The 22387-nt window shown below is 64.8% G+C and carries 19 protein-coding genes; 11 read left to right on the top strand and 8 right to left on the bottom strand.

All coding sequences use genetic code 11. The features are described 5' to 3' along the window. Positions 1 to 12: 12 nt before the first annotated feature. Positions 13 to 879, bottom strand: a complete 867-nt coding sequence (locus tag QZ497_RS03960) for a MurR/RpiR family transcriptional regulator (RefSeq protein WP_295471254.1) — start codon at positions 877 to 879, stop codon at positions 13 to 15. 206 nt (positions 880 to 1085) lie between these two features. On the opposite strand from QZ497_RS03960, the gene zwf reads away from it, so the two are divergent. The 4 genes from zwf (at position 1086) to QZ497_RS03940 (ending at position 5065) form a co-directional block, all read left to right on the top strand. Next, positions 1086 to 2555 carry a glucose-6-phosphate dehydrogenase gene (zwf, locus tag QZ497_RS03955; RefSeq protein ID WP_295471252.1) on the top strand — a complete coding sequence of 490 codons (1470 nt, stop codon included), beginning with the start codon at positions 1086 to 1088 and terminating at the stop codon, positions 2553 to 2555. Next, on the top strand, positions 2542 to 3255 hold the full coding sequence (gene pgl / locus QZ497_RS03950) for a 6-phosphogluconolactonase (RefSeq protein ID WP_295471250.1): 714 nt from the start codon (positions 2542 to 2544) through the stop codon (positions 3253 to 3255). The genes zwf and pgl overlap by 14 nt, the downstream gene beginning before the upstream one ends. A gap of 17 nt (positions 3256 to 3272) precedes the next feature. Then, positions 3273 to 3947, top strand: coding sequence for a bifunctional 4-hydroxy-2-oxoglutarate aldolase/2-dehydro-3-deoxy-phosphogluconate aldolase (locus tag QZ497_RS03945; protein WP_295471248.1), 675 nt, complete (start codon positions 3273 to 3275; stop codon positions 3945 to 3947). 200 nt (positions 3948 to 4147) lie between these two features. Continuing rightward, positions 4148 to 5065, top strand: a complete 918-nt coding sequence (locus tag QZ497_RS03940) for a pyridoxal-phosphate dependent enzyme (RefSeq protein ID WP_295471246.1) — start codon at positions 4148 to 4150, stop codon at positions 5063 to 5065. A gap of 101 nt (positions 5066 to 5166) precedes the next feature. On the opposite strand, the gene QZ497_RS03935 is transcribed toward QZ497_RS03940, so the two are convergent. Then, positions 5167 to 5394, bottom strand: a complete 228-nt coding sequence (locus QZ497_RS03935) for a DUF3820 family protein (protein ID WP_295471244.1) — start codon at positions 5392 to 5394, stop codon at positions 5167 to 5169. A 42-nt stretch (positions 5395 to 5436) separates the two neighbouring features. Then, a complete protein-coding gene (locus QZ497_RS03930) occupies positions 5437 to 5886 on the bottom strand; it encodes a helix-turn-helix domain-containing protein (protein ID WP_295471242.1) in 450 nt (149 codons plus the stop codon). Positions 5887 to 6026: 140 nt separating this feature from the next. Here QZ497_RS03930 and QZ497_RS03925 point away from each other — a divergent pair, with 140 nt between their 5' ends. From QZ497_RS03925 to QZ497_RS03915, 3 genes are all read left to right on the top strand, one after another. Continuing rightward, entirely contained in the window at positions 6027 to 7292 is a 1266-nt protein-coding gene (locus tag QZ497_RS03925) for an MFS transporter (RefSeq protein WP_295471240.1), read from the top strand. Continuing rightward, positions 7292 to 8188 (top strand): EamA family transporter, encoded by an 897-nt coding sequence (locus QZ497_RS03920; protein ID WP_295471238.1) that lies wholly within the window; start codon positions 7292 to 7294, stop codon positions 8186 to 8188. Before QZ497_RS03925 ends, QZ497_RS03920 begins: the two co-directional genes overlap by 1 nt. Positions 8189 to 8459: 271 nt before the next feature. Then, positions 8460 to 8930 (top strand): PA2169 family four-helix-bundle protein, encoded by a 471-nt coding sequence (locus QZ497_RS03915; protein ID WP_295471237.1) that lies wholly within the window; start codon positions 8460 to 8462, stop codon positions 8928 to 8930. Between the two features lie 61 nt (positions 8931 to 8991). Here the strand turns inward: QZ497_RS03915 and QZ497_RS03910 are convergent, their stop codons facing one another. The 5 genes from QZ497_RS03910 to QZ497_RS03890 form a co-directional block, all read right to left on the bottom strand. After that, positions 8992 to 10518, bottom strand: coding sequence for a sensor domain-containing diguanylate cyclase (locus tag QZ497_RS03910; RefSeq protein WP_295471236.1), 1527 nt, complete (start codon positions 10516 to 10518; stop codon positions 8992 to 8994). A gap of 155 nt (positions 10519 to 10673) precedes the next feature. Beyond that, positions 10674 to 12041, bottom strand: a complete 1368-nt coding sequence (locus tag QZ497_RS03905) for a heavy metal sensor histidine kinase (protein ID WP_295471235.1) — start codon at positions 12039 to 12041, stop codon at positions 10674 to 10676. Next, positions 12031 to 12708 (bottom strand): heavy metal response regulator transcription factor, encoded by a 678-nt coding sequence (locus tag QZ497_RS03900; RefSeq protein WP_295471234.1) that lies wholly within the window; start codon positions 12706 to 12708, stop codon positions 12031 to 12033. Before QZ497_RS03900 ends, QZ497_RS03905 begins: the two co-directional genes overlap by 11 nt. A 10-nt stretch (positions 12709 to 12718) precedes the next feature. Then, a complete protein-coding gene (locus QZ497_RS03895; protein ID WP_295471233.1) occupies positions 12719 to 15832 on the bottom strand; it encodes a multidrug efflux RND transporter permease subunit in 3114 nt (1037 codons plus the stop codon). Further along, entirely contained in the window at positions 15829 to 16986 is a 1158-nt protein-coding gene (locus QZ497_RS03890) for an efflux RND transporter periplasmic adaptor subunit (RefSeq protein ID WP_295471232.1), read from the bottom strand. The genes QZ497_RS03895 and QZ497_RS03890 overlap by 4 nt, the downstream gene beginning before the upstream one ends. A 415-nt stretch (positions 16987 to 17401) precedes the next feature. Between QZ497_RS03890 and QZ497_RS03885 the strand changes: the two genes are divergently transcribed. The 4 genes from QZ497_RS03885 (at position 17402) to QZ497_RS03870 (ending at position 22386) form a co-directional block, all read left to right on the top strand. Further along, positions 17402 to 17986, top strand: coding sequence for a fimbrial protein (locus QZ497_RS03885; RefSeq protein ID WP_295471231.1), 585 nt, complete (start codon positions 17402 to 17404; stop codon positions 17984 to 17986). A gap of 60 nt (positions 17987 to 18046) precedes the next feature. Next, positions 18047 to 18796: a molecular chaperone gene (locus tag QZ497_RS03880; protein WP_295471230.1), complete on the top strand. Its 750-nt coding sequence runs from the start codon at positions 18047 to 18049 to the stop codon at positions 18794 to 18796. A 381-nt stretch (positions 18797 to 19177) separates the two neighbouring features. Then, a complete protein-coding gene (locus QZ497_RS03875; RefSeq protein WP_295471575.1) occupies positions 19178 to 21634 on the top strand; it encodes a fimbria/pilus outer membrane usher protein in 2457 nt (818 codons plus the stop codon). After that, positions 21631 to 22386: a molecular chaperone gene (locus QZ497_RS03870; protein WP_295471229.1), complete on the top strand. Its 756-nt coding sequence runs from the start codon at positions 21631 to 21633 to the stop codon at positions 22384 to 22386. Before QZ497_RS03875 ends, QZ497_RS03870 begins: the two co-directional genes overlap by 4 nt. Position 22387: the final 1 nt, after the last annotated feature.

The following is a 22387-nucleotide window of genomic DNA, read 5'->3' as shown; positions in this document are numbered from 1 at the left end:
AGAGTCTTGTGCCTAGCCCTGGTCGTCCAGCGGGTAGCGGCTGTCGTTGAGGCTTTCCTTGATCTTGCGCAGATGGGGCTGGAAGTCCACGCCGCGACGCAAGGTCATGCCGGTGGCCAGCACGTCCAGCACGGTGAGCTGGATGATCCGTGAGGTCATCGGCATGTAGATATCGGTGTCTTCGGGCAGTGGGATGTGCAGGCTGACCGAGGCGACCTTGGCCAGTGGCGAGTCGGCGGCGGTCAGGGCCAGCACCGAGGCGCCGTTCTCCCGCGCGATGCGCGCCACTTCCACCAGGTCGCGGGTACGCCCGGTGTAGGAAATGATCACGAACAATTCCCCGGTGTGCGCCACCGAGGCCAGCATGCGCTGCATCAGCACGTCGGCATGGGCGCTGACCGCCAGGTTGAAACGGAAGAACTTGTGCTGCGCGTCGAGGGCCACGGGTGCCGAGGCGCCAAGCCCGAAGAAGTGGATCTGCCGGGCCTGGATCAGCATGTCTACGGCGCGGCTGATCTGCCCCGGGTCGAGCTGCTGGCAGGCGCTGTCCAGCGAGGCGATGGCGCTGCCGAAGATCTTCTGGGTGTAGGCCTCCGGGTTGTCGTCCGGCTCTACCGCACGGCTGACATAGGCCGCACCGCTGGCCAGGCTCTGCGCCAGTTGCAGCTTGAGTTCCGGGTAACCACTGACACTGAACGACCGGCAGAAACGGTTGACGGTCGGCTCGCTGACCTTGGCCGCCTGGGCCAGGGCGGCGATGCTCAGGCGCGTGGCCATCTGCGGATTGAGCAGGATGACTTCCGCCACCTTGCGTTCGGCCTTGTTCAACTCCGGAAGACGGCTCTGGATCTGCTCCAGGAGGTTGCGTGTGCGGTCCATTACGGAATCCTTGTCGGGGGCTGATCACCCGTGGTTCGAGCGGCTCTTTAGCCTGTAGCAAAGGTGGCCTATCGTACTGAGAGGCCGGGTGAATCACCACTGATATAAGGCTAACGATAAGATGTTGTGGTTATTACTACATTTGGCCTTGAGGTATACCTTGAAAAAAGGTATTTGTAGTCAATCTTGATAAAAGAACCAACATTATGCCCCTGATTACGGTTGAACCGTGCACGCTGGCCCTGTTCGGCGCCCTTGGCGACCTGGCAGTGCGCAAGCTGTTCCCGGCGCTTTATCAGCTCGACCGAGCCGGCTTGCTGCACCAGGACACGCGCATCATTGCCCTGGCTCGCGAGCCGGGTGACGAGGCCAAGCACCTGGCCTACATCCAGCAATCCATGCGCCGTTTCATTCCCGACGCGGAGCTGGAAGCCGGCCATGTGTCGCGCTTTCTGGCGCGGCTGAGCTACCTGCACCTAGACTTCGTGCAACCTGATGGCTACCCGGCCCTGGCGGAAAAGGTCGGCGACGCGCAAACCCTGATCGCCTATTTCGCCACCCCCGCTGCGGTGTACGGCGCGATCTGCGAGAACCTCGCGGCGGTCGGGCTGGCCGAGCGTACCCGCGCCGTGCTGGAAAAGCCCATCGGCCACGACCTGGCCTCGTCGCGGCGGGTCAACGACGCGGTGGCGCAGTTCTTTCCCGAGAACCGCGTGTATCGCATCGACCACTACCTGGGCAAGGACACGGTACAGAACCTCATTGCCCTGCGCTTCGCCAACAGCCTGTTCGAAACCCAGTGGAACCAGAACCACATCTCCCACGTGGAAATCACCGTGGCCGAGAAGGTCGGTATCGAGGGCCGCTGGGGCTATTTCGATCAGGCCGGGCAGTTGCGCGACATGATCCAGAATCACCTGTTGCAGCTGCTCTGCCTGATCGCCATGGACCCACCCAGCGACCTGTCCGCCGACAGCATCCGCGACGAGAAGGTCAAGGTGCTCAAGGCCCTGGCGCCCTTTACCCCGGAGCGCCTGGCCACCCAGGTGGTGCGCGGCCAGTACACCGCCGGCTTCAGCGAAGGCAAGCCGGTACCCGGCTACCTGGAGGAAGAAAACTCCAACACCGAGAGCGACACCGAAACCTTCGTGGCGCTGCGCGCCGACATCCGCAACTGGCGCTGGTCCGGCACACCGTTCTACCTGCGCACCGGCAAGCGCATGCCGCAGAAACTGTCGCAGATCGTCATTCATTTCAAAGAGCCGCCGCATTACATCTTCGCCCCGGAGCAGCGCCTGCAGATCAGCAACCGTCTGATCATCCGTCTGCAACCCGACGAGGGCATCTCGCTGCAAGTGATGACCAAGGACCAGGGCCTGGACAAGGGCATGCAACTGCGCAGCGGTCCCTTGCAGCTGAACTTCTCCGACACCTACCGCAGCGCCCGGGTCCCGGATGCCTACGAGCGCTTGCTGCTGGAAGTGATGCGCGGCAACCAGAATCTGTTCGTGCGCAAGGATGAAATCGAATACGCCTGGCAGTGGTGCGACCAGTTGATCGCCGGCTGGAAGAAGGCCGGTGACGCGCCCAAGCCCTATGCGGCTGGGTCCTGGGGGCCGATGAGTTCCATCGCCCTGATCACTCGAGATGGGAGGGCCTGGTATGGCGACATGTAATCTGCAACTGCCCGAGGGCATCATCGCCCACGACTTCGACGACGCCGTGCAACTGGCCGATGCGCTGGCCGCCCACGTGGCCGAGCGCTTGCGCCAGGCCATTGCCAGCCAGGGCCGCGCGACGCTGGTGGTCTCCGGCGGGCGTAGCCCGGTGGCGTTCTTCGAGCGCCTGGCCAACCAGCCGCTGGACTGGGCCCAGGTGGTGGTGACCCTGGCCGACGAGCGTTGGGTGCCAAGTGAGCACCCGGACAGCAACGCCGCGCTGGTCAAGCGCCACCTTCTGCAAGGACCGGCTGCGGCGGCGCGTTTCGTCGACCTGTACAACCCTGCAGCGAGCCTGGAAGAGGCGGCCGAACAGACCGACCGGGTGCTCGCCGAGCTGCCACCGATCGATGTGCTGGTGCTGGGCATGGGTGACGACGGGCATACCGCGTCGTTGTTTCCGGCCAGCCCCAACCTGCGTGAAGCCCTGAACCTGGGCGACCAACGCCGCTGCCTGCCGATGCTGGCGCCCAGCGCGCCGCACCAGCGCCTGACCATGACCCGCTCGCTGCTGGCTTCGGCCAACCATACCATTGTGTCGATTGCCGGCCCGTCCAAGCTCGACACCCTGCGCACGGCGCTGAAGGGCGATGATGTCGCCGCTCTGCCGATTCGTGCCTTTCTCAACCCGACACTGGAAATCTACTGGTGCCCCTGAGCCAAGGAAATCTCGCCATGACCCAGAACGAAACTCTTCAGCCGCTCAACAGCATGGCGAACAAGACTGCCCGCATCGACGCGCTTTGCGCCCAGGCGAAGATCCTGCCGGTAATCACCATCGCCCGTCAGCAGGACGTCCTGCCGCTGGCCGACGCGCTGGCCGCTGGCGGCCTGACCGTGCTGGAGGTCACCCTGCGCTCGGCTTTCGGTCTGGATGCCATTCGCCTGCTGCGCGAGGCGCGCCCGGAGCTGTGCACCGGCGCCGGCACCGTGCTGGACCGCCATACCCTGGCGCAGGCCGAAGCGGCGGGTGCGCAGTTCATCGTCACCCCCGGCAGCACCCACGAACTGCTGCAGGCTTCGGCTGAAAGCGACGTGCCGCTGTTGCCGGGTGTCGGCAGCGCTTCGGACATCATGATCGGCTATGCCTTGGGCTACCGACGCTTCAAGCTGTTCCCGGCCGAGGTCGCCGGTGGCGTGGCGGCGCTCAAGGCGCTGGGCGGGCCGTTCAACGAAGTGCGCTTCTGCCCCACCGGCGGGGTGAATGCGCAGAACCTGAAGAACTACATTGCCCAGCCCAACGTCATGTGCGTGGGCGGCAGCTGGATGATCGACAGTACCTGGGTCAAGAACGGCGACTGGGGGCGCATTCAGGAGGCTACGGCCGAGGCGCTGGCGTTGTTCGACTGACCGCATTTCGGGTGCAAAACGATCCGGTGCCCGCGAGGGCGCCGGATTTTTTTTGCCTGGTGTCCCGGTTGGTTTTTTTCAGTTTTGCTTGTAGGTTGCAACGCTGAGTCGGCGTGACCCGGGTCATCCCTCAGCATCACCCCAAAGCATTTAGCGCCCACGGCGGAGCCCTGGCAGCGCGTTCACCACGGAGCCGCAACATGCCCATGCACATCCACACCCCGCTGATCGAATCCCGTCCGCTGGGTGCCCTGTCCGGGGCGGCGGTGTGGCTCAAGCTCGATGCCTTGCAGCCCTGCGGCTCGTTCAAGTTGCGTGGCGTCGGCCATGCCTGCGAGGTGCGGTACGCCCAGGGGGCGCGGCATTTCGTCTCGTCGTCGGGCGGTAACGCCGGGCTGGCGGTGGCCTATGCCGGGCGCCAGCTGGGCGTACCGGTAACGGTGGTGGTGCCGCAGACCACCACCGAACGCGCCAAGGAGCTGTTGGCCCTGGAAGGCGCCGAGGTGATCGTCCACGGCAGCGCCTGGCACGAGGCCAATCAACTGGCTCTGACGCTGTTGCGCGACGACAGCGCCTTCATCCATCCCTTCGACGACCCGCTGCTCTGGGAGGGCCATGCCACGCTGGTCGACGAAGTGGCCCAGGCCGGGCTCAAGCCCGATGCCGTGGTGCTGGCGGTCGGCGGTGGCGGGCTGTTGTGTGGCGTGGTCCAGGGTTTGCGACGCAACGGCTGGCACGACGTGCCGGTGCTCGCGGTGGAAACCGAAGGCGCCGCCTCGCTGCACGCCGCCAGTCTGGCCGGGCAGGCCGTGGAGATCGAGCGCATCACCTCGGTGGCCACGTCATTGGGGGCGAAGAAAGTCTGCGAGCAGGCCGCACGGCTGCTGCAGGAACATCCCGTACACAGCCTGGTGGTTTCCGATGGTGCAGCCCTGGACGCTTGTGAGCGTTTCCTGCTCGACCATCGCGTGCTGGTTGAACCCGCCTGCGGCGCGGCCTTGGCGGTGGCCTATGAAGGACCGGCGCTGGCGGCCTACGAGAACGTACTGATGGTGGTCTGCGGCGGGGCCACCGCGACCCTGGAGCAGATTCGCCAGTGGCGCGCCCAGCAGGGTTGAATGCGCTGCCCGCTTAAAGTTCAGGCCCGACCGAGTCCGGTGGGACCGGCTTCAGCCGGGAAGTTTTTCGCGGCTGCGGCGTGCCTGCCCGGCCCGCTGCTCTAGCGACGACGGTGCTGGCGTTCGCGTAACGGATCAAGCAACGCGCCAAGGCCGTTGTGGTCGATCTCGTGCATCAGCGCCAGCAGGGCGCCCAGCTCGCCTTTGGGAAAGCCCTCGCGGGCGAACCAGTTGAGGTAATGGCCGGGCAGGTCGGCCAGCAGACGGCCTTTGTATTTGCCAAAGGGCATCTCACGGGTGACCAGCAGTTTCAGGGCTTCGGGATTCATGGCTCGTGGGTCGACAGAGGGAAAAGGGGCCGGGGGCATGGATCAGCGGGTGACGCGCTGGCGATGGCAGTCCTGCGGGGCCAGCAGCTTGCCGTGGCGCGAGCGTACCTGGAGACTGACAACGGGCTCGTGATGTTCGTTGTCCAGCAGCACTGAATGGGTTTCACCGGGTTCGAACAGGTGCTGCTCGCCCCATTGCCGCAAGCTGACCACGATGGGGAATACCGAGCGGCCCCGCTCAGTGAGCACGTATTCCTGGTAAGCGCTGCCATCCGAGGCCGGGCGAAGATCGAAGATGCCCAATTCAACCAGTGCTTTCAAGCGTGAGGCGAGGATGTTCCTGGCCAGGCCAAGGCTTTTCTGAAAATCGCTGAAGCGCCGAATGTCATCGAATGCGTCACGAATGATCAGCATGGACCAGCGGTCACCAATCGCTTCGAGCGCTCTCGCTACGGGGCATTCGCTGGTTGCCAGCGCCTGTTGTCTTGCCATTTGCATCACCTTCGTGCGGGGACGGCGTTATCCAGGGCGCAAGGATATGCCAAAAAACTGGTTGCAGTTTGAAACTTGAATGGCTACAAGATGTTTGTTCGGTTTCAAAATACAACCAGATTACTTGCCAAGGATGACTCATGACCGCCTGTACCGACACAGATGCTCAGCCACGATCCAGCCCCTGTGCTGCGCATGTCGATGTCCGTACGGCGCCGGTACTCTCGCGCCCGCTGATCCTGCTGCTGTCCATGACTTGCGCACTGGCGGTGGCGAATGTCTATTTCGCCCAGCCACTGCTCGAAAGCATGGCCAGTAGCCTGGCCGTACGTCCCGGCCTGATCGGCGTGGTGGTCACTGCCACCCAGTTCGGCTATGCACTGGGCTTGCTGTTCATCGTTCCGCTGGGTGATCTGCTCAACCGTAAGCGGCTGATCGTCAGCCTGATGCTGTTATCCGCTGCTGCCTTGCTGGTGGTGGCATCCGCACGGCAGTGGTCGGTGTTGCTGGCAGCGATGATTCTGGTCGGACTCATGGCGGTGGTGGTGCAGGTGGTGGTGGCCTATGCCGCTTCGCTGGCAAACGCCGCGCAGCGTGGGCAAGTCGTCGGCAGTGTGACCGGCGCGGTGGTCCTGGGCATTCTGCTGGCGCGCCTCGTTTCCGGGCTGGTGGCGGATCTGGCCGGCTGGCGAGCGGTGTATTACCTCTCAGCCGGGTTGATGCTGGGCATGGCCTTGCTGTTGTACAGAGCGCTCGCAGCGGTCGAGCCAGTGCGGCTTGATGCTTCTTACCCGGGCCTGCTGCTTTCGGTGTGGACGCTGTTGGTCACCGAGCCCGTGCTGCGTGTGCGGGGTGTTCTGGCTTTACTGGGTTTTGCCGCATTCAGTGTGCTGTGGACCGCCATGGTGCTGCCCCTGAGTGCTCCGCCGTTATCGCTTTCGCATACCCAGATCGGTTTGTTCGGCCTGGCCGGGCTGGCCGGTGCGCTGGCGGCTCGCCGCGCCGGACGCTGGGCTGACTGCGGCCATGCGCAGCGCACCACCGGCATTTCCCTGGCACTGCTGGTGCTTTCCTGGCTGCCGATGGCCTGGGCCGAAAGCTCTCTGCTGGCGTTGATCGTGGGGGTGGTGCTGCTCGATTTCGCCGTGCAGGCCCTGCACGTCACCAATCAGAGCCTGATCTTCGCCGCGCGTCCCGACGCGCAGAGCCGTCTGGTTGGCGCCTACATGTGCTTCTACTCCATCGGCAGCGCGCTCGGTGCTGCGGCGGCAACCCAGGTCTATGCGCTGTGGGGCTGGCCTGCGGTGTGCGCGCTGGGCGCTGCGATCAGCCTGCTGGCCGGGTTGTTGTGGATGGCAAACCGATTCACACCTGCTCATGACCTGACCGAAGGAAACCCACGTTGATGAAACTGCAGCATCTGCTTCTGGCGATTTTGATCACCGCGATCTGGGGGCTCAATTTTTCGGTCATCAAGTTGGGCCTGGTGTCCGTCGACCCGCTGATTCTGGCGGGTATCCGCTTCGCACTCTGTGCGCTGCCGGCCATCCTGTTCATTCCCCGGCCGAACGTGCCGTGGCGCTACATCATCGGCTATGGCCTGGTGTTCGGCATCGGCCTGTGGGGTGTGGTCAACCTCGGCATCAAGTCCGGGCTGTCGGCCGGCATCGCCTCGCTGGTGCTGCAGTTCAGCGCCTTTTTCACCCTTGTGCTGGGCGGCTGGGTATTCAAGGAGAAGCTCACGCGGTACCAACTGGGCGGTATCGCCATTGCCCTGTGCGGGCTGCTGAGCATCATCTTCATCGTGGATGGTTCGGTCACCCTGGCCGGTCTGGGCCTGGTGCTGGCGGGCGCCGTTGCCTGGAGTGTGGCCAACATCATCAACAAGAAGGCCCGGACCACCCAGGTTTTCGCCTTTCTGGTCTGGTCCAGCGCCTTTGCACCTGTGCCGCTGTTTCTGCTCGGCTATGCGGTCAATGGCGCCCAGGGCTACACGGCACTGGCCACCCAGCTCGACTGGCGTGCCGTGTCGTCGATTCTGTTCCAGGTCTATCCCAATACCTTGTTCGCCTACTGGGTCTGGAATTCGTTGCTCAAGCGGTATCCGGTTTCCACGGTCGCGCCGTTGTCGCTGCTGGTACCCCTCTTCGGCATGCTTGGTTCGGTACTGATCTTCAACGAGACGCTGTCACTGACCAAGGTCATGGCGGTGGTGCTGATCGTGGCCGGCCTGGTCGTGGGGTTGTATGGCGAGCGTATCGGCCATGCATGGCGGGCACAGGCTGCACGCTCGTCGGTGTAAGTCGCGCTGCGTGAAAGGGCCTGCCGCTTTCAAGGCAGGTCGACGATGGAACACCCGTTCTTCAATCAGGGAGGTGGCCGATGGCCAAGGCTTGCACTCTGCATGCTGGCAAAGTGTCCTTTCATGCAGAACGCAACTTCCTGGGAAGTTCAAAGTAATTTAAGTTGTTGAAATATAAGAATTTAATGTGATTTTTAAAGCTGGCATGAGCGCTGCAATATTCCAGGCAGTAACACTCGATTGGTATTAACTGCCTAGGAAGGATAGTGAAATGACTGACATCAACAAAGAGTCGATCAACCTGCTCAACGATCTTATCGAAGTCAGCAAGGACGGCCAGAAAGGTTTCGAGACCAGCGCTGAAGACCTCAAGAACCCGGAGATCAAGCGCTTCTTCCAGGCCCATGCCGCCGACTGCGCTACCGCCGTGCGTGAGCTGCAAGCCGAGGTTGGCGCCTTGGGCGGCGACCCGGAAACCTCCTCCAGCCTCAGCGGTACCCTGCACCGTGCCTGGGTCGACCTGAAGTCGCTGGTGACCGGCAAGAGCGACGAGGCCATTCTCAACGAAGTAGAGCGCGGCGAAGACAATGCGCTGAAGAATTATCGCGAAGCGCTGGCCAAGGCTCAGGAAAAGGCACTGCCTGCCAATGTGGTCAGCCTGATCCAGAAGCAACTGGAAGGCACCCAGCGCAATCACGATCAAGTGAAGGCACTGCGTGATCAGGTACGTCGCCAGGCCTGATCCCCTGCGGCTGTACCACGGCCTGGCGTGAGCCGCCAGGCGCTCGACGAACCGCCCACCCTCAGGTGTCGGCGGTTCGTTGCGTATTGAAGGCCATGAATTCCACCCGGTTGCGCCCCTTGTGCTTGGCCTCATAGAGCGCCTTGTCGGCGGTGTCGATCAGGCTGGCGGAATAGTCCAGGGGGCGAACCTGGGCGCTGCTCACGCCGATGCTCACGGTCAGCGCCTGCTGGCCGGGCTCGAAGGGCGGCAGGGCCATCACCGCACGACGAATGTTTTCCGCCAGGTTCAGGGCGCCCTGGCGGTCAGTCGCCGGCAGCAGCACCAGGAATTCCTCTCCGCCATAACGGGCGGCGAAGTCGGTGTGCCGATGAATGCTGTCGGCAATGCATTTCGCCACCAGGCGTAGCGCCTGATCGCCGCCCAGGTGTCCGTGGCGTTCGTTGAAACGCCGGAAATGATCGACATCCACCATCAATACGGCCAGGACGTCACCCGAGCGCTGCGCGCGTGCCCACTCCGAGGCCAGCACCTTTTCCAGCTGGCGACGGTTGGGCAGCCCGGTCAGGCCGTCGGTGGCGGCCTGACCGGCCAGTTCGTTTTCCGCTCGCTGGCGAAGGCGCAGCTCGCGGATCAGTTGCAAGGTCAGCCAGAGCCACCCCAGGCACAGGATGCCGGTGGCGCCGCCGACCAACAGCGCATTGCGTCGCCAGGCGGCATAGACCCCGGATTCCGGCTGAGTGATGACCACGATCAATGGCAGCCCCTTGACCCGGCAGAAGCTGTACACATGGTTGTGGCCGTGTTCCGCCGCGTAACCGATGAAACTGCCTTCGGGGTGTTCCAGGATGCGCTGGTAGTTGGCGTCGCCGGAGAGGTCGGTGCCGGTCTGATCGCGCTCGTCTTTGTCGGGTTCGCGGACCAGCAGGGTGGCATCGGTATTGATCAGGCTGATGCTGCTGTCGGCGCCCAGTGACTGGCTGCGAAACAGTGGCCGGAAATAGGCCAGGCGCATGGCGGCACTGGCCACGCCGAGGAACTCGCCGTCCGCTGCGCTGAGGCGGCGGCTGAAGCTGATGCTCCAGTCCTTGAAGCCCCAGCGCGCCTTGAACGGTCGGCTGACGTACAGCTCCTGGGTGTTGCTGTCCTGGTGATAACGAAAGAAATTGCGGTCGGCGAAATTGTCCTGGCGCGGGGTGCCCGGCAGGGCCTCGGCCAGCACAGCCCCGTGTTTGTCGAGCAGGACCAGGTCGCCCATGTAAGGGGCCGTGCTGGCGCGGTCGAACATCACCAGGCGACGCAGGTCGGTTGGCAAGGCCATGATGTCCGGGCGTCGCCAGGCTCTGATCATGCCCAGGAGCGAGGCGTCATACAGTTGCGCGGTACGCTGCACGTCGGCTTCGATCAGGCTGATGATATTGAACGCCGAACGCGAGGCGCTGAGCATCGCATCGGCGCGCTCGCGGGCCAGAAGCGAAGCGACGATTGTCAGGATGGCCAGCATCGACAGCAGGCTGCCGCCGATCAGTAGAACTTCGGAGCGCGTCCATCCGGCACTGGAGCGATGCTGGAGTGCGGGTGCGTTCATGACCACCACTCGATTGGATAGGTAACGGCGATTCCTGAGACCGCTAAGGTGGGTGCCGTCGGGCCTGGTATATCAGGTTTTCGGCAGCCTGCTGAAGATCAAGAGGGGCGGCCGGACCTTTGTTCGAGTGAGTTCGCGCCTTGTGCTCGAAGGCGTCAGCGGCTCGGCAGGCTGATGCCGAAACGGTTGACGCCGGCGTTGCTGCTGGCGAATACCGAGCCGCCGTGCATCAGCGCGATGGCCTTGACGATGGCCAGGCCCAGGCCATGGTTGGCACCGCTGTTGCTGCGCGAAGCGTCGACCCGGTAGAAGCGCTCGAAGAGCATGGGCAGATGCGTTTCGCCAATGGCGGGCCCAGGGTTGCTGACGCTGACATGGACCTGGGCGTCGACGGTGTCGATCTCGACACGGATGGTCTGTCCCGGCGAGGTGTGTTGCACGGCATTGTGCAGCAGGTTGATCAGCGCCCGGCGCAGCAGGGCCTTTTCCACCGGGGCGCTGGCATCGCCTTGCACTTCGACGCTGACCTGGGCGTCTTCGAGGATGAAATCCAGGTAGTCCAGGGTGGTCGCCACTTCGTCGGCCAGGGGCGTACAGGTCAGCTCCCTGGCCTTGCTGCCCTGGTCGGCACTGGCCAAGAACAGCATGTCGTTGACGATCGAGCGCAGGCGTTCCAGTTCTTCGAGGTTCGACTGCAGCACCTCGAAGTAGTCTTCGGCCGAGCGCCCGCGGGTCAGCACCACCTGGGTCTGGCCGATCAGGTTGGTCAGTGGCGAGCGCAGTTCGTGAGCGACATCGGCATTGAACGACTGCAGGCGCGAGTACGCCTGCTCGACCCGCGCCAGGGTGGCGTTGAAGGCCTGGACGAAGCGCGCCAGCTCCGGTGGCAGCGGCGACAGCTGCAAGCGCTGGGAAAGGTTGGGGGGCGACAGCTTGTCGGCTTCCTGGGACAGGCTGGTCAAAGGTCGCAAGCCGATGCGTGCCACCCAGTAGCCCAGCAGCGAGGCGAGCAACACGCCCAGTGCCGCCAGACCCACCAGGGCCACCAGCAGGGCGTGCTGGGTCTGGCGAAACGGGCGGGTGTCGATGGCGGTGAGAAAGCGCAGGGCAGGGCGCTGGTCGCGGGCCGCGAACTCGCTGACCAGCACCTTGTAGGGAAAGGGTTGACCGGGCAGGGTCAGGTCGCGCATGCCCGGCGCGCCCTGGGCGAAGCGGCGAATCTCGGCGTCGGGGTGGCCGTACTCATAGGTCGGGTCGGGGCTGACTACCCAGAAGCGGATGCGTTTGTCTTCTGCGCTGAGCAGGTTGAGCTTGTTCTTCAGCTTGCTCCAGTGTTCGGCATCGCCGAAGCGCTTGATGGTCGACTCCAGCACGCTGTAGCGCGCGTCGACCTCCGCCTCGGGCAGCAGGTCGAGGTGCTTGTCGACCTGCAGGTACAGGGCCCAGCCGATCAGCAGGAACACCCCGAAGGCGACCAGGGCGAACAGGCCGGCCAGGCGCAGGGCGATGGAGTCAGCCCGCACGGCGGTCCTCCAGCACATAGCCCATGCCGCGGATGGTATGCAGCAGCTTGTGCTCGCAGGGGCCGTCGAGCTTGGCACGCAGACGCTTGATGGCCACTTCGACGACGTTGGTGTCACTGTCGAAATTGATGTCCCAGACCAGCTCGGCGATTGAGGTCTTGGAGAGAATCTGCCCCTGGCGACGCGCCAGGACACTGAGCAGGGCGAATTCCTTGGCGGTCAGTTCCAGGCGCACACCGGCGCGGCTGGCCTTGCGGCTGAGCAGGTCGATGCGCAGGTCGGCGATGCTGATCTGTACCGGCTCCTGGGCGCTGCTGCGGCGGGTCAGGGCCTGCAGGCGGGCGACCAGTTCAAGAAAGGAAAAGGGTTTGCCCAGGTAGTCGTCGGCGCCTTCCTGCAAGCCGCGGATGCGATCGTCGACCTGCTCGCGGGCGGTGAGCATGATCACCGGGGTCTGCTTGCGCGCCCGCAGGGCACGCAGCACACCAAAGCCGTCCAGGCCGGGCAGCATCACGTCGAGGACGATCACCGCGTATTCGTTTTCCAGGCTCAGGTGCAGGCCTTCGATACCGTCGCCGGCCAGGTCGACGCTGTAGCCCTGTTCGCTCAGGCCGCGGTGCAGATAGTCGGCGGTCTTGCGTTCGTCTTCGATAATCAGCACGCGCATGCCGGGCCTCTCAGGAGTGCGCCGCCTGTGGCGCGGCGGGCGCGCTGCGGCGATGGAACAGGCGTTCGAGTTGCAGGTAGATCACCGGCGTAGTGAACAACGTCAGCACCTGGCTGAGCAACAGGCCACCGACCACGGCGATGCCCAGCGGCTGGCGCAGTTCGGCGCCGACCCCGAAGCCGAGCATCAGTGGCAGAGCGCCGAACAGCGCCGCCAGGGTGGTCATCATGATCGGCCGGAAGCGCGTCAGGCAGGCCTGGTAGATCGCTTCCTGGGGCGACAGGCCCTGGCCGCGCTGCGCCTCCAGGGCGAAGTCGACCAGCAGGATGCCGTTCTTCTTGACGATGCCGATCAGCAGCACCACGCCGATCAGCGCCATGATCGAGAAGTCCTGGCCCATCAGCCACAGCAACAGCAGGGCGCCGATACCGGCCGAGGGCAGGGTGGAGATGATCGTCAACGGGTGTACGAAGCTCTCGTAGAGCACGCCGAGGATGATGTACACCGCCACCAGCGCGGCAAGGATCAACCAGGGTTGGTTGGCCAGCGAACTCTGGAACGCCTGCGCTGCGCCCTGGAAGTTGCCGATGATCGAGGTGGGCATGGCGATTTCCGCCTTGGCCTCGTTGACCATGCGTACCGCGTCGCCCAGCGCGACGCCGGGCGCCAGGTTGAACGACAGGTTGGCGGCCGGGAACATGCCGTCGTGGCTGATCGAAAGCGGCCCCATGACCGGCGCGCTGACGCGGGCCACCGCCGACAGCGGCACCATGTCACCGCTCAGTGGCGAGCGCAGGTAGAAATAGCCGAGGCTTTCGGCGCGGCCACGCTGGCGTACGTCGAGTTCGAGAATGACCTTGTACTGGTTGGTGTCGGTCTGGAATTCGCTGATCTGCCGCTGGCCGAAGGCGTCGTAGAGTGCCTGGTCGACGTCGGCGGTGGTCAGCCCGAAACGCGCGGCGGCGCCTCGGTCGATGTCGATGTGGGTGACGCTGCCGCCCAGTTGCAGGTCGTTGGACAGGTCGCGGAACGCCGGGTTTTCCCGCAGCTTGTCGGTCAGGCGCTGGGTCCACAGGTTGAGCAGGTCACCGTCGTTGCTCTTGAGCACGTACTGGTACTGGCTGCGGCTTGGGCCGGGGCTGAGGTTGATGTCCTGGCCGGCCCGCAGGTACATGACGATGCCGGGCACCTTGGCCAGCTTCGAACGGATGCGGTCGATGAACTGGCTGGCTGACACGTCGCGCTGCCCGCGCGGCTTGAGGGAAATCCAGAAGCGCCCGCTGGCCAGGGTCTGGTTGCTGCCCGAGGCGCCCACTGCATGGGAGAAGGCCTGCACCGCCGGGTCGGCGGCGACGATCTCGGCCAGGGCCTTGTGCTTGGCGACCATGTCCGGGTACGAGATATCGGCGGCGGCATCGGTGGTGCCCAGCACCATGCCGGTGTCCTGGATCGGAAAGAAGCCCTTGGGGATCATCACGTAGCTGGCCACGGCCATGGCCACGGTGAGCAGGAACACGCCGAGGGTGATGCGCTGGTGCGCCAGGGCCTGGCGCAGGCCGCGTTCATAGAGACTCAGCAAGCGCTCGCCGAAACCCGGTTTGGCGTGTTCGGCATGCTTGGGCGCGCGCATGAACAGCGCGGCCAGGGTCGGCGCCAGGGTCAGCGACACCAGCACGGAAATCATGATGGTGGCCGTGGCGGTGAGGGCGAACTCCTTGAACAGCCGACCGACCACGCCACCCATGAACAGCAGCGGAATGAACGCGGCCACCAGCGAGAAGCTGATCGATACCACCGTGAAGCCGATTTCTCCGGCGCCCTTGATCGCGGCCTCGCGCTGGCTCTGCCCGGCTTCCAGGTGCCGGTGGATGTTTTCCACCACGACAATCGCGTCGTCGACCACGAAGCCGACGGCGATGACGATGGCCACCAGGGTCAGGTTGTTGAGGCTGAAGCCGGCGATGTACATCATCGCGCAGCTGGCCACCAGCGAGACGCCCAGCACGCTGGTGACGATCAGCGTGGCCGAAAGCTGGCGCAGGAACAGCGCCATGACCGCCACCACCAGCAGTACGGCGATGCCCAGGGTCAGTTCCACTTCATGCAGCGAGGCACGGATGGTGCGCGTGCGGTCGTTGAGCACCGAGACTTCCACCGAGGCCGGCAGCATCGCGGTCAGGCGCGGCAGTTGGCCAAGCACGCGGTCCACGGTCTCGACGATGTTCGCTCCCGGCTGGCGGAACACTACCAGGCTCAGGCCGGGGCGTTGCCCGGACCAGGCCTGCACATAGGCGTTTTCCGAACCGTTGACGACCTTGGCCACGTCCTTGAGGTACACCGGCGCGCCGTTCTTGTAGGCGACGATCAGCTGCGCGTAGTCCTGGGCTTCGAACAACTGGTCGTTGGCCGACAGGGTCGAGACGCTGTCCTTGCCGTACAGCGCGCCCTTGGCCAGGTTGAGGCTGGTCTGTTGCAGGGCCTGGCGCACGTCGGAGAGGTTCAGGCCCAGCGCGGCGAGTTTTTCCGGGGCGGCCTGCACGCGGATCGCCGGGCGCTGCTGACCGGATACCGCGACCTGGCCGACTCCTTCGATCTGGCTGATCTGGCGCGACAGCAGGGTCTCGGCCAGGTCGCTCAGCTCGGTGCCGGGCATCAGGTCGGAGCTGACGCTGAGAATCAGCACCGGGCTGTCGGCCGGGTTGACCTTGCGCCAGGTCGGCAGGCTGGGCATGTCCGCCGGCAGACGCCCGGCGGCGGTGTTGATCGCCGCCTGGACTTCCTGGGCGGCGGTGTCGATGCTTTTGGTCAGCGAGAACTGCAGGGTCAGGTTGGTCGAGCCCAGGGCACTGCTGGAGGTCATCTGGGTCATGCCGGGAATGGCGCTGAACTGCACTTCCAGTGGCGTGGCCACCGACGAGGCCATGGTTTCCGGGCTGGCGCCGGGCAGCTGGGCACTGACCTGGATGGTCGGGAATTCGGCCTCCGGCAACGGCGCGACCGGCAGGCGCGGGAAGGCGATCAGGCCCAGCAGGACCAGGGCAAAGGTCAGCAGCAGGGTGGCGATAGGGTGGTCGATGCACCACGCCGATAGCGCACCCTGGCCTTTGTGCTGAGGGGCGCTCATGGCTGCACCGTGGCTTGCACCACGCCGCTGTTCTGGCTGGGGGCTGGCGAGGCGTCGACCCGGGTGCCGGCCTTGAGCCGCGACTGGCCGTCCTCGACCAACTGGTCGCCGGCGCTGGCGCCGCTGATCAGGGTCATGTCGCTGTTCTGGTACAGCACCTTGACCGGAACCACCTCGGCCTTGCCGTCACGGATGCGAAACACGTAGTGCTGCTCCAGCCCGCGCTGCACGACTTGCGGCGGCACCTTCAGGGCATCGCGCTCGATACCGGTCTGGATTTTCACGGTCACCAGTTGGCCGGGCCACAGCGCCTGGCGCGGGTTGTCGAAACGTGCCTTGGCGCGGATGGTGCCGCTGCCGGCCGACACCTGGTTGTCGATCAGGCTCAGTCGGCCGCTGCCCAGCAGCGTGCCGTTCATGTCATCGCCCAGCCAGGCCTGCACCGGCGCTTGCTCGGGTTGCGCCAGCAGACCCTGCAGGGTCGGCAGCATCTGCTGCGGCAGGGAGAATTCCACGGCGACCGGGTCGATCTGGGTCACCGAAAACAGCCCGTTGGCATCGCTGACGCGCAGGAAGTTGCCTTCATCGACGTTGCGGATACCGACCCGGCCGGTGACCGGCGAAAGGATACGGGTGTAGGAGAACTGCACCTGGGCCGCTTCCAGGGTGGCCTTGTTGGCCTGCACCGTGGCTTCTAGCTGCAGCACCTGGGCCTGTTGCTGGTCGAGGGTCTGCCGGGAAATGCCGTTGTCGCGGCTCAGGTCGCGATAGCGCTTGAGGTCCAGACGCGCGACGTCCAGCTGCGCCTGGCTCTGCGCCATCTGGGCCTTGGCCTGTTCAACGGCGGCGCGGATGGCGCGGTCGTCGAGGGTGGCGAGGAGGTCGCCGGCCTTGACCTGCTGGCCTTCCTTGACCTGCACCTTGGTGAGAATGCCGTCCACCTGCGGGCGAATCACCACGCTCTGCAGCGACTGCACGGTGCCGATACCCGTGACGAACAGGGGCACATCGGCGCTCTGCAGGCTGATGACCTTGACCGGCACCGGGGCAGGCGGCTGCTTGGGCGAGGCGGCCGGGCGGGTCAGCCACCAGGCGCTGGCGCCGATGGCAAGCAGGGCCGTGAGGGCCAATACGGTGCGGGTCGATCTGTGCATGGGCAATGGGCGTCGGGATGGCGGTGGGCGGGTGGCAGGAAGCTGTCTTCTTATAGCCTGCCGACCGGGTCAGCAGACTGACGCCTGGCTGTCAGGATTGTCAGAAAAGTCGCGACAGGCATTCTGACGTTTTTCTTCACCCAGAAAGTTCGGCACAGGCGTGGGTTTCTTGAGTCGCTGTCCATCGACACATGAAAGCCTGGCTTGAAGCTTATGTCGGACACTTCCGGTGTGAGCGTCGGTTTATGGCGCTTGCAAACAGGTTGCGTTTTTTCTTACAGAAACGGATTTCAGCTTGTAGGGAATGTTCTTTCCTTGTGTGCGTAATGGCCTGACAGCGGGTAAGTCGAGCCGAGCCTATAGTGCTCGCCGTCCTCTAGGGGCAATCCGGAATAACACAAGGAACGTTGTTAGCATGAAAAAACTGTCTCTGACTATGACCGTACTGGGCACCCTGGCAATGGGCCTGATGGGTACTGCCCACGCCGCCAACAACGGCAAGCTGATCTTCAATGGCACCCTCACCAACATGACTTGCGACGTGGGCGCCGGCAGCGGCGTCAGCCCGGGCAGCAACCCTGGTGAAATCAACGTCGACCTGGGCAATGTTTCGTTCGCGGACATCGGCCTGTCGAGCGAAAGCAAGCTGCAGACCGCAACGCCCATTCAACTGCTGGTCAACTGCAGTGCCGGAGCGGCGCAGTACAACACCGTGAAGATGCGCTTCGCCGCCCGTAACGGCAGCGGCCTGGACAACAACGACCAGAGCCTGCTGCGCACCACTGGCGCCGCCGATGGCGTGGGCATCGGCCTGATCAATGCCTCGAACGTCCTGATGGACCTGTCGGGCAGTGAAACCATCGACAAGCCGCTGATCAAGGATGGCACGGGGGGCGCCACGGCCCAGCTGGATTTCGGTGCGGTCTATGTGCTCAACGGTACGGCGACCAACCCAGGCAACGCCGATGGCTTCATGCCGTTCGTGATGGATTACGAGTGATGCCGACGGCAGGGCGAAGCACTTCGCCCTGCTGCTTTCCCAGCCGAGGCGTTAGCCAGCATGTTCTTTTCCTTCATTCGCCATGCGCTGTGCGTGGTGTGCCTGCTCGGCATTTGCACGGCGCAGGCAGGCATCGTGATCAATACCACCCGTGTGATCTACCCGGCCGCAGACCGCGAGGTCAGCTTCGGGGTTTACAACAATGGCAGCGGGGAAATCCTCTTGCAGTCCTGGCTGGAGCCCTATGGCCTTGCTGCCGAAGCGCCGCAGGGCGCGCTCGCGGACTTGCCGTTCATCATGACCCCCGCGTTGGCGCGCCTGGGCGGAGATGGCAAGCAACTGGTGCGGATCATTCATGCCGGGCGAGGGCTGCCCGCCGACCGCGAGTCGGTGTTCTGGATCAACGTTCAGGAAATTCCCCAGGTCGCGCGGGAAAACACCCTGCAGATCGCTGTGCGCCAGCGCATCAAGCTGTTCTTCCGCCCTCGGGAGCTGTCCGGTGATCCGGCGCGGGCGGCGGGCCAGTTGCAGTGGCGGCTGTTGCAGGGGGATCGCCTGGAAGTGTTCAACCCCGGGCCTTATCACGTGTCGATGCTGGGCATCGTGGTTCGCCAGGCAGAGCGGGAGCTGGCCAGGCATGAGAGCCGGATGATCGCGCCGCAGCAGCGCTGGCAGGTGTCGTTGCAACCACGCAGCGGATCGGCTGCGCTGGACTTGAGTTTCATCGCCATCAACGACTTTGGCGGGCAGGAGCCCTATGCGGCCAGGTTGCAGGGGGATGCCCTGGCGCAGGCCGGCAAGGTCCCCTGAGGCGCGCCCAGCTCAATACCTAAGGGTGAGGACCCGTAGAAGCGGCTTCAGGCCCGGTAGGAGCGGCTTTAGCCGCGAAAGCGTCAGGAAATTCACTGCATCTGCTGTGAACAGGCGGTCGCTTCGCGGCTGAAGCCGCTCCTACCCGGTCCAATCGAACGGTATTGCGGCTAGGCCGCACCCACAGACCGATCGAATTTTCATGCAGCGGGGCAAGGATGCCGCGAGGCACCCGCTACCCGAATAGAGTGAACACAGCTAATGGAATGGCTCACACAGAACAATAAGGGAACCCACGCCCGGCTGTTGCGTTGGCCGGGCAGACGCCTGGCCAGGTCGCTGGCCAGGCTGTCCGTCAAGCGCCGTTCGTTGCGCGTCGGAATGGGCCTGGGGCTGAGCGTTTCGTTCAGTGCCCTGGCCGACCCCGCGCAGGATCAGAGCCCTGCGCGGGCGCCACGTTTCAACACCGCTTTCATCCAGGGCAGCAGCCAGCCACCGGACCTGGAGGAATTCCTGCGTTCCAGTACGGTATTACCGGGCACCTACCGGGTCGACATTCTGGTCAATCGGGCGCTGAGCGGGCGCCGCGACGTCGACTTCCTGCGCAACCCGCGCAGCGGGCAGGTCGAGCCTTGCCTGAGCCTGGAAGTGCTCCGCGAGCTTGGCCTGGATGTACAAAAGTTGCCGGCTGACGACGCATCGGGCCAGGCCTGTTATGACCTGGCGGGGCAGGTCGAGTTTGCCCGGGTCGACTACCAGCCCGGCTCGTTGCGGCTGAACATCAGCGTGCCGCAGGCGCTGATGGCACGCAGTGCGCGGGGCTACGTGTCACCGCAACTGTGGGATGAAGGCGCGGCCGCCGGCTTCGTCAACTACAGCTACAACGCCACACGCCGCCGCGCTCGCGGGCAGACCGGCGAGCAGCACTACCTGGGCTTGCGCAATGGCGTGAACCTCGGGGCGTGGCGCCTGCGCAACGAGTCGTCACTGACCCAGGGCGACGCGCAGCCGTACCGCTTTCGCAGCAATCGCACCTTCGCGCAGCGCGATATCACCGCGCTTAAGAGCCAGCTCACCCTCGGCGAAACCTTCAGTGACGGGCAGATCTTCGACAGCGTGCGCTTTCGCGGCGCGGCGCTGGTCTCCGACGATGCCATGCTGCCGGACAGCGAACGCTTGTACGCCCCGGTGGTGCGTGGTGTTGCGCAGAGCAACGCCACGGTGGAAGTGCGCCAGAACGGCTTCCTGCTGTTCAGCGGCAACGTCTCGCCCGGCCCGTTCGAGATCACCGACATCTACCCCAGTGGTTCCAATGGTGACCTGGAGGTCACGGTGATCGAGGCCGATGGCCAGCAACGGCGTTTCATCCAGGCCTATGCCTCGCTGCCGGTCATGGTGCCGGCCGGCACCTGGCGCTACAGCCTCAATGCCGGGCAGGTCGACGACTATGCCGGGACGGCGGCGCCGAATTACCTGGCGGGTGCGTGGATCTACGGGCTGGGGGAGGCGCTGACCGGTTATGGCGGCGTGCAGTGGGCCGAGGACTACCAGGCGGCCAACCTCGGCGCCGGGTTCGGCACCGCGCTGGGCGCGCTGTCTGCCGACCTGACCCGTTCCAGCAGCCGTCTGCAGGGTCGCCAGCGCAGCGGCCAGAGCCTGCGCCTGCGCTACGCCAATACCCTGGACATCACCCGCACCACCCTGGCGGTTGCGGGTTATCGCTATTCCACCGAGCAGTACCGCAGCCTGAGCCAGCATGTCGAGGAGCTGGACAGTCGCACTGCCGTCATCCCGACCGGCCGTGCCCGTGAACGGCTGGAACTCAACCTGACCCAGGCATTGCCTGATATCGCCGCCAGCCTGAGCCTGACCGCTTCGGAGCAACGCTACTGGAACCTGCCAGGCAAGACCCGGCAGCTGTACCTGGCCTGGAATTCGTCCTGGCGCACACTGAGCTACAGCCTGTCGCTGGAGCGCAACCAGTCGTGGAGCCGGTTGGGTGAAGCGCTGACCGATAACCGCGTCGCGTTGAGCCTGACCCTGCCGCTGAGCGACACCGCCCGTGCCTCACGTCTGTCGCTGAACGCGGTGCGTGACAGCCGTGGGGAATCCAACTTGCAGGCCGGCCTGAATGGCCAGGTGCTGGATGACCGGGACAGCTTTTATTCGGTCCAGGGCGGTCACGACAGTCGCTCGGGCAGTTTCGGTTCGGGCAAGCTCAGCACCCTGGCCCGTTTCGGGCGCTTCGAGGCAGGCTACAGCCAGGGCCGCGATTACCAGAGCCTGGCGCTGGGAGCCGCCGGCTCGGTGGTGGTGCACGGCGGTGGTATCAACTTCGGCCAGACCCTGGGCGAGACCTTTGCGCTGGTCGAGGTCCCCGGCGTGCGCGGCGCCAGCCTGGCGTCATCCCGGCAAGTGGAGACCGCGGCCAATGGCTACGCGGTATTGCCTTACGCCCAGCCTTATCGCACCAACTGGGTCAGCCTCGACACCCGGCAACTGGGCGCCGATGTCGAGCTGGATAACGCCATTGCCCAACTGGTGCCGCGTCGCGGTGCCATGCCGGTGGTGCGTTTCCAGGCCTCGGTCGGGCGGCGGGTGCAGTTCGAGCTGCTGCGCGCGGATGGTTCGCCATTGCCCCTGGGCGCCAGCGTGGAGGACGGGCAGGGCAAGGTGTTGGCCAGCGTCGACCCGACCAGCCAGGCCCTGGTGCTGGTCGAGCAGGACAGTGGCCGCCTGACGCTGCGTTGGTCGGAGCAGCGTTGCAGCGCACCCTTCCAGCTACCTCCACGTGAGGCGGGGCGGGCCTATGACCGGCTCAAGGTGGTGTGCCAATGACGGCCCGCCGACACTGGCCGTGGCTGCTGCTGGTGATGGTCTGCGAGGTGCAGGCCGCGCTTTCGTTGGGTGGTACGCGGCTGATTCTGGTCGGCCGCGAGGCAAGCCTCGAGCTGCACAATGCGGCGAATCGCGAAGCCTTGGTACAGGCCTGGCTGACGCCTGCCACTGACGATCAGGCCCCCGGCGGCGCCGACCCGCAGCCGGCCTTGCCATTCGTGGTGACTCCGGCCTTGGTCCGCCTGCCGGCCCATGGTCGGCAACTGTTGCGCGTGCTGTACCACGGCCAAGGCATGCCGACAGGGCGTGAGTCGTTATTGCACTTGTACGTGCTCGAGGTTCCTCGACGGGGGGAGGCCGCACAGCAGCTGAGCATTGCCGTGCGCCAGCGCATCAACCTGTTCTATCGCCCGCCCGGCTTGCCGGGCGATCCGGCCGCGGCGGTCACCGGGCTGCGCTGGTCGTGGCGCCAGGCCGGGGACGGTCCCAGGCGCCTGCGAGTGGATAACCCGACGGCCTTCCACGTGGTCTTGCTCGACCTGAAGGCTGGCAGCCAATTGCTGCAGGCTCATCGGTTGCTGGCGCCAGGCCAGACCGCCGAATGGACTGCCAGTGGGCCGGCGACGCGTCGCCTGTCGTTCAGGTCGCTCACCGACTACGGCGGCCAGCGCAGCTATTGCGTACGTTTGACCGAACAGGTGCCTGCCAGGCCGCGCCTGTCGAATTCTCCCTCTTTCATGGAAGACTGCTGAT

The organism is uncultured Pseudomonas sp. (assembly GCF_913777995.1).
Classification (GTDB): domain Bacteria; phylum Pseudomonadota; class Gammaproteobacteria; order Pseudomonadales; family Pseudomonadaceae; genus Aquipseudomonas.
Note: the sequence above shows the minus strand (reverse complement) of the source record. Positions and strands in the feature narration are given on the sequence as shown.

Bases quoted from the DNA above. Each gene is read 5' to 3' on its own strand.
- QZ497_RS03880 (WP_295471230.1), top strand. From the start codon at position 18,047: ATGTTCTTTTCCTTCATTCGCCATGCGCTGTGCGTGGTGTGCCTGCTC.
- QZ497_RS03930 (WP_295471242.1), bottom strand. From the start codon at position 5,886: ATGGCAAGACAACAGGCGCTGGCAACCAGCGAATGCCCCGTAGCGAGA.
- QZ497_RS03870 (WP_295471229.1), top strand. From the start codon at position 21,631: ATGACGGCCCGCCGACACTGGCCGTGGCTGCTGCTGGTGATGGTCTGC.
- QZ497_RS03900 (WP_295471234.1), bottom strand. From the start codon at position 12,708: ATGCGCGTGCTGATTATCGAAGACGAACGCAAGACCGCCGACTATCTG.
- QZ497_RS03875 (WP_295471575.1), top strand. From the start codon at position 19,178: ATGGGCCTGGGGCTGAGCGTTTCGTTCAGTGCCCTGGCCGACCCCGCG.
- QZ497_RS03935 (WP_295471244.1), bottom strand. From the start codon at position 5,394: ATGAATCCCGAAGCCCTGAAACTGCTGGTCACCCGTGAGATGCCCTTT.
- zwf (WP_295471252.1), top strand. From the start codon at position 1,086: ATGCCCCTGATTACGGTTGAACCGTGCACGCTGGCCCTGTTCGGCGCC.
- QZ497_RS03895 (WP_295471233.1), bottom strand. From the start codon at position 15,832: ATGAGCGCCCCTCAGCACAAAGGCCAGGGTGCGCTATCGGCGTGGTGC.
- QZ497_RS03960 (WP_295471254.1), bottom strand. From the start codon at position 879: ATGGACCGCACACGCAACCTCCTGGAGCAGATCCAGAGCCGTCTTCCG.
- QZ497_RS03885 (WP_295471231.1), top strand. From the start codon at position 17,402: ATGAAAAAACTGTCTCTGACTATGACCGTACTGGGCACCCTGGCAATG.
- pgl (WP_295471250.1), top strand. From the start codon at position 2,542: ATGGCGACATGTAATCTGCAACTGCCCGAGGGCATCATCGCCCACGAC.
- QZ497_RS03925 (WP_295471240.1), top strand. From the start codon at position 6,027: ATGACCGCCTGTACCGACACAGATGCTCAGCCACGATCCAGCCCCTGT.
- QZ497_RS03915 (WP_295471237.1), top strand. From the start codon at position 8,460: ATGACTGACATCAACAAAGAGTCGATCAACCTGCTCAACGATCTTATC.
- QZ497_RS03920 (WP_295471238.1), top strand. From the start codon at position 7,292: ATGAAACTGCAGCATCTGCTTCTGGCGATTTTGATCACCGCGATCTGG.
- QZ497_RS03945 (WP_295471248.1), top strand. From the start codon at position 3,273: ATGACCCAGAACGAAACTCTTCAGCCGCTCAACAGCATGGCGAACAAG.
- QZ497_RS03910 (WP_295471236.1), bottom strand. From the start codon at position 10,518: ATGAACGCACCCGCACTCCAGCATCGCTCCAGTGCCGGATGGACGCGC.
- QZ497_RS03940 (WP_295471246.1), top strand. From the start codon at position 4,148: ATGCCCATGCACATCCACACCCCGCTGATCGAATCCCGTCCGCTGGGT.
- QZ497_RS03890 (WP_295471232.1), bottom strand. From the start codon at position 16,986: ATGCACAGATCGACCCGCACCGTATTGGCCCTCACGGCCCTGCTTGCC.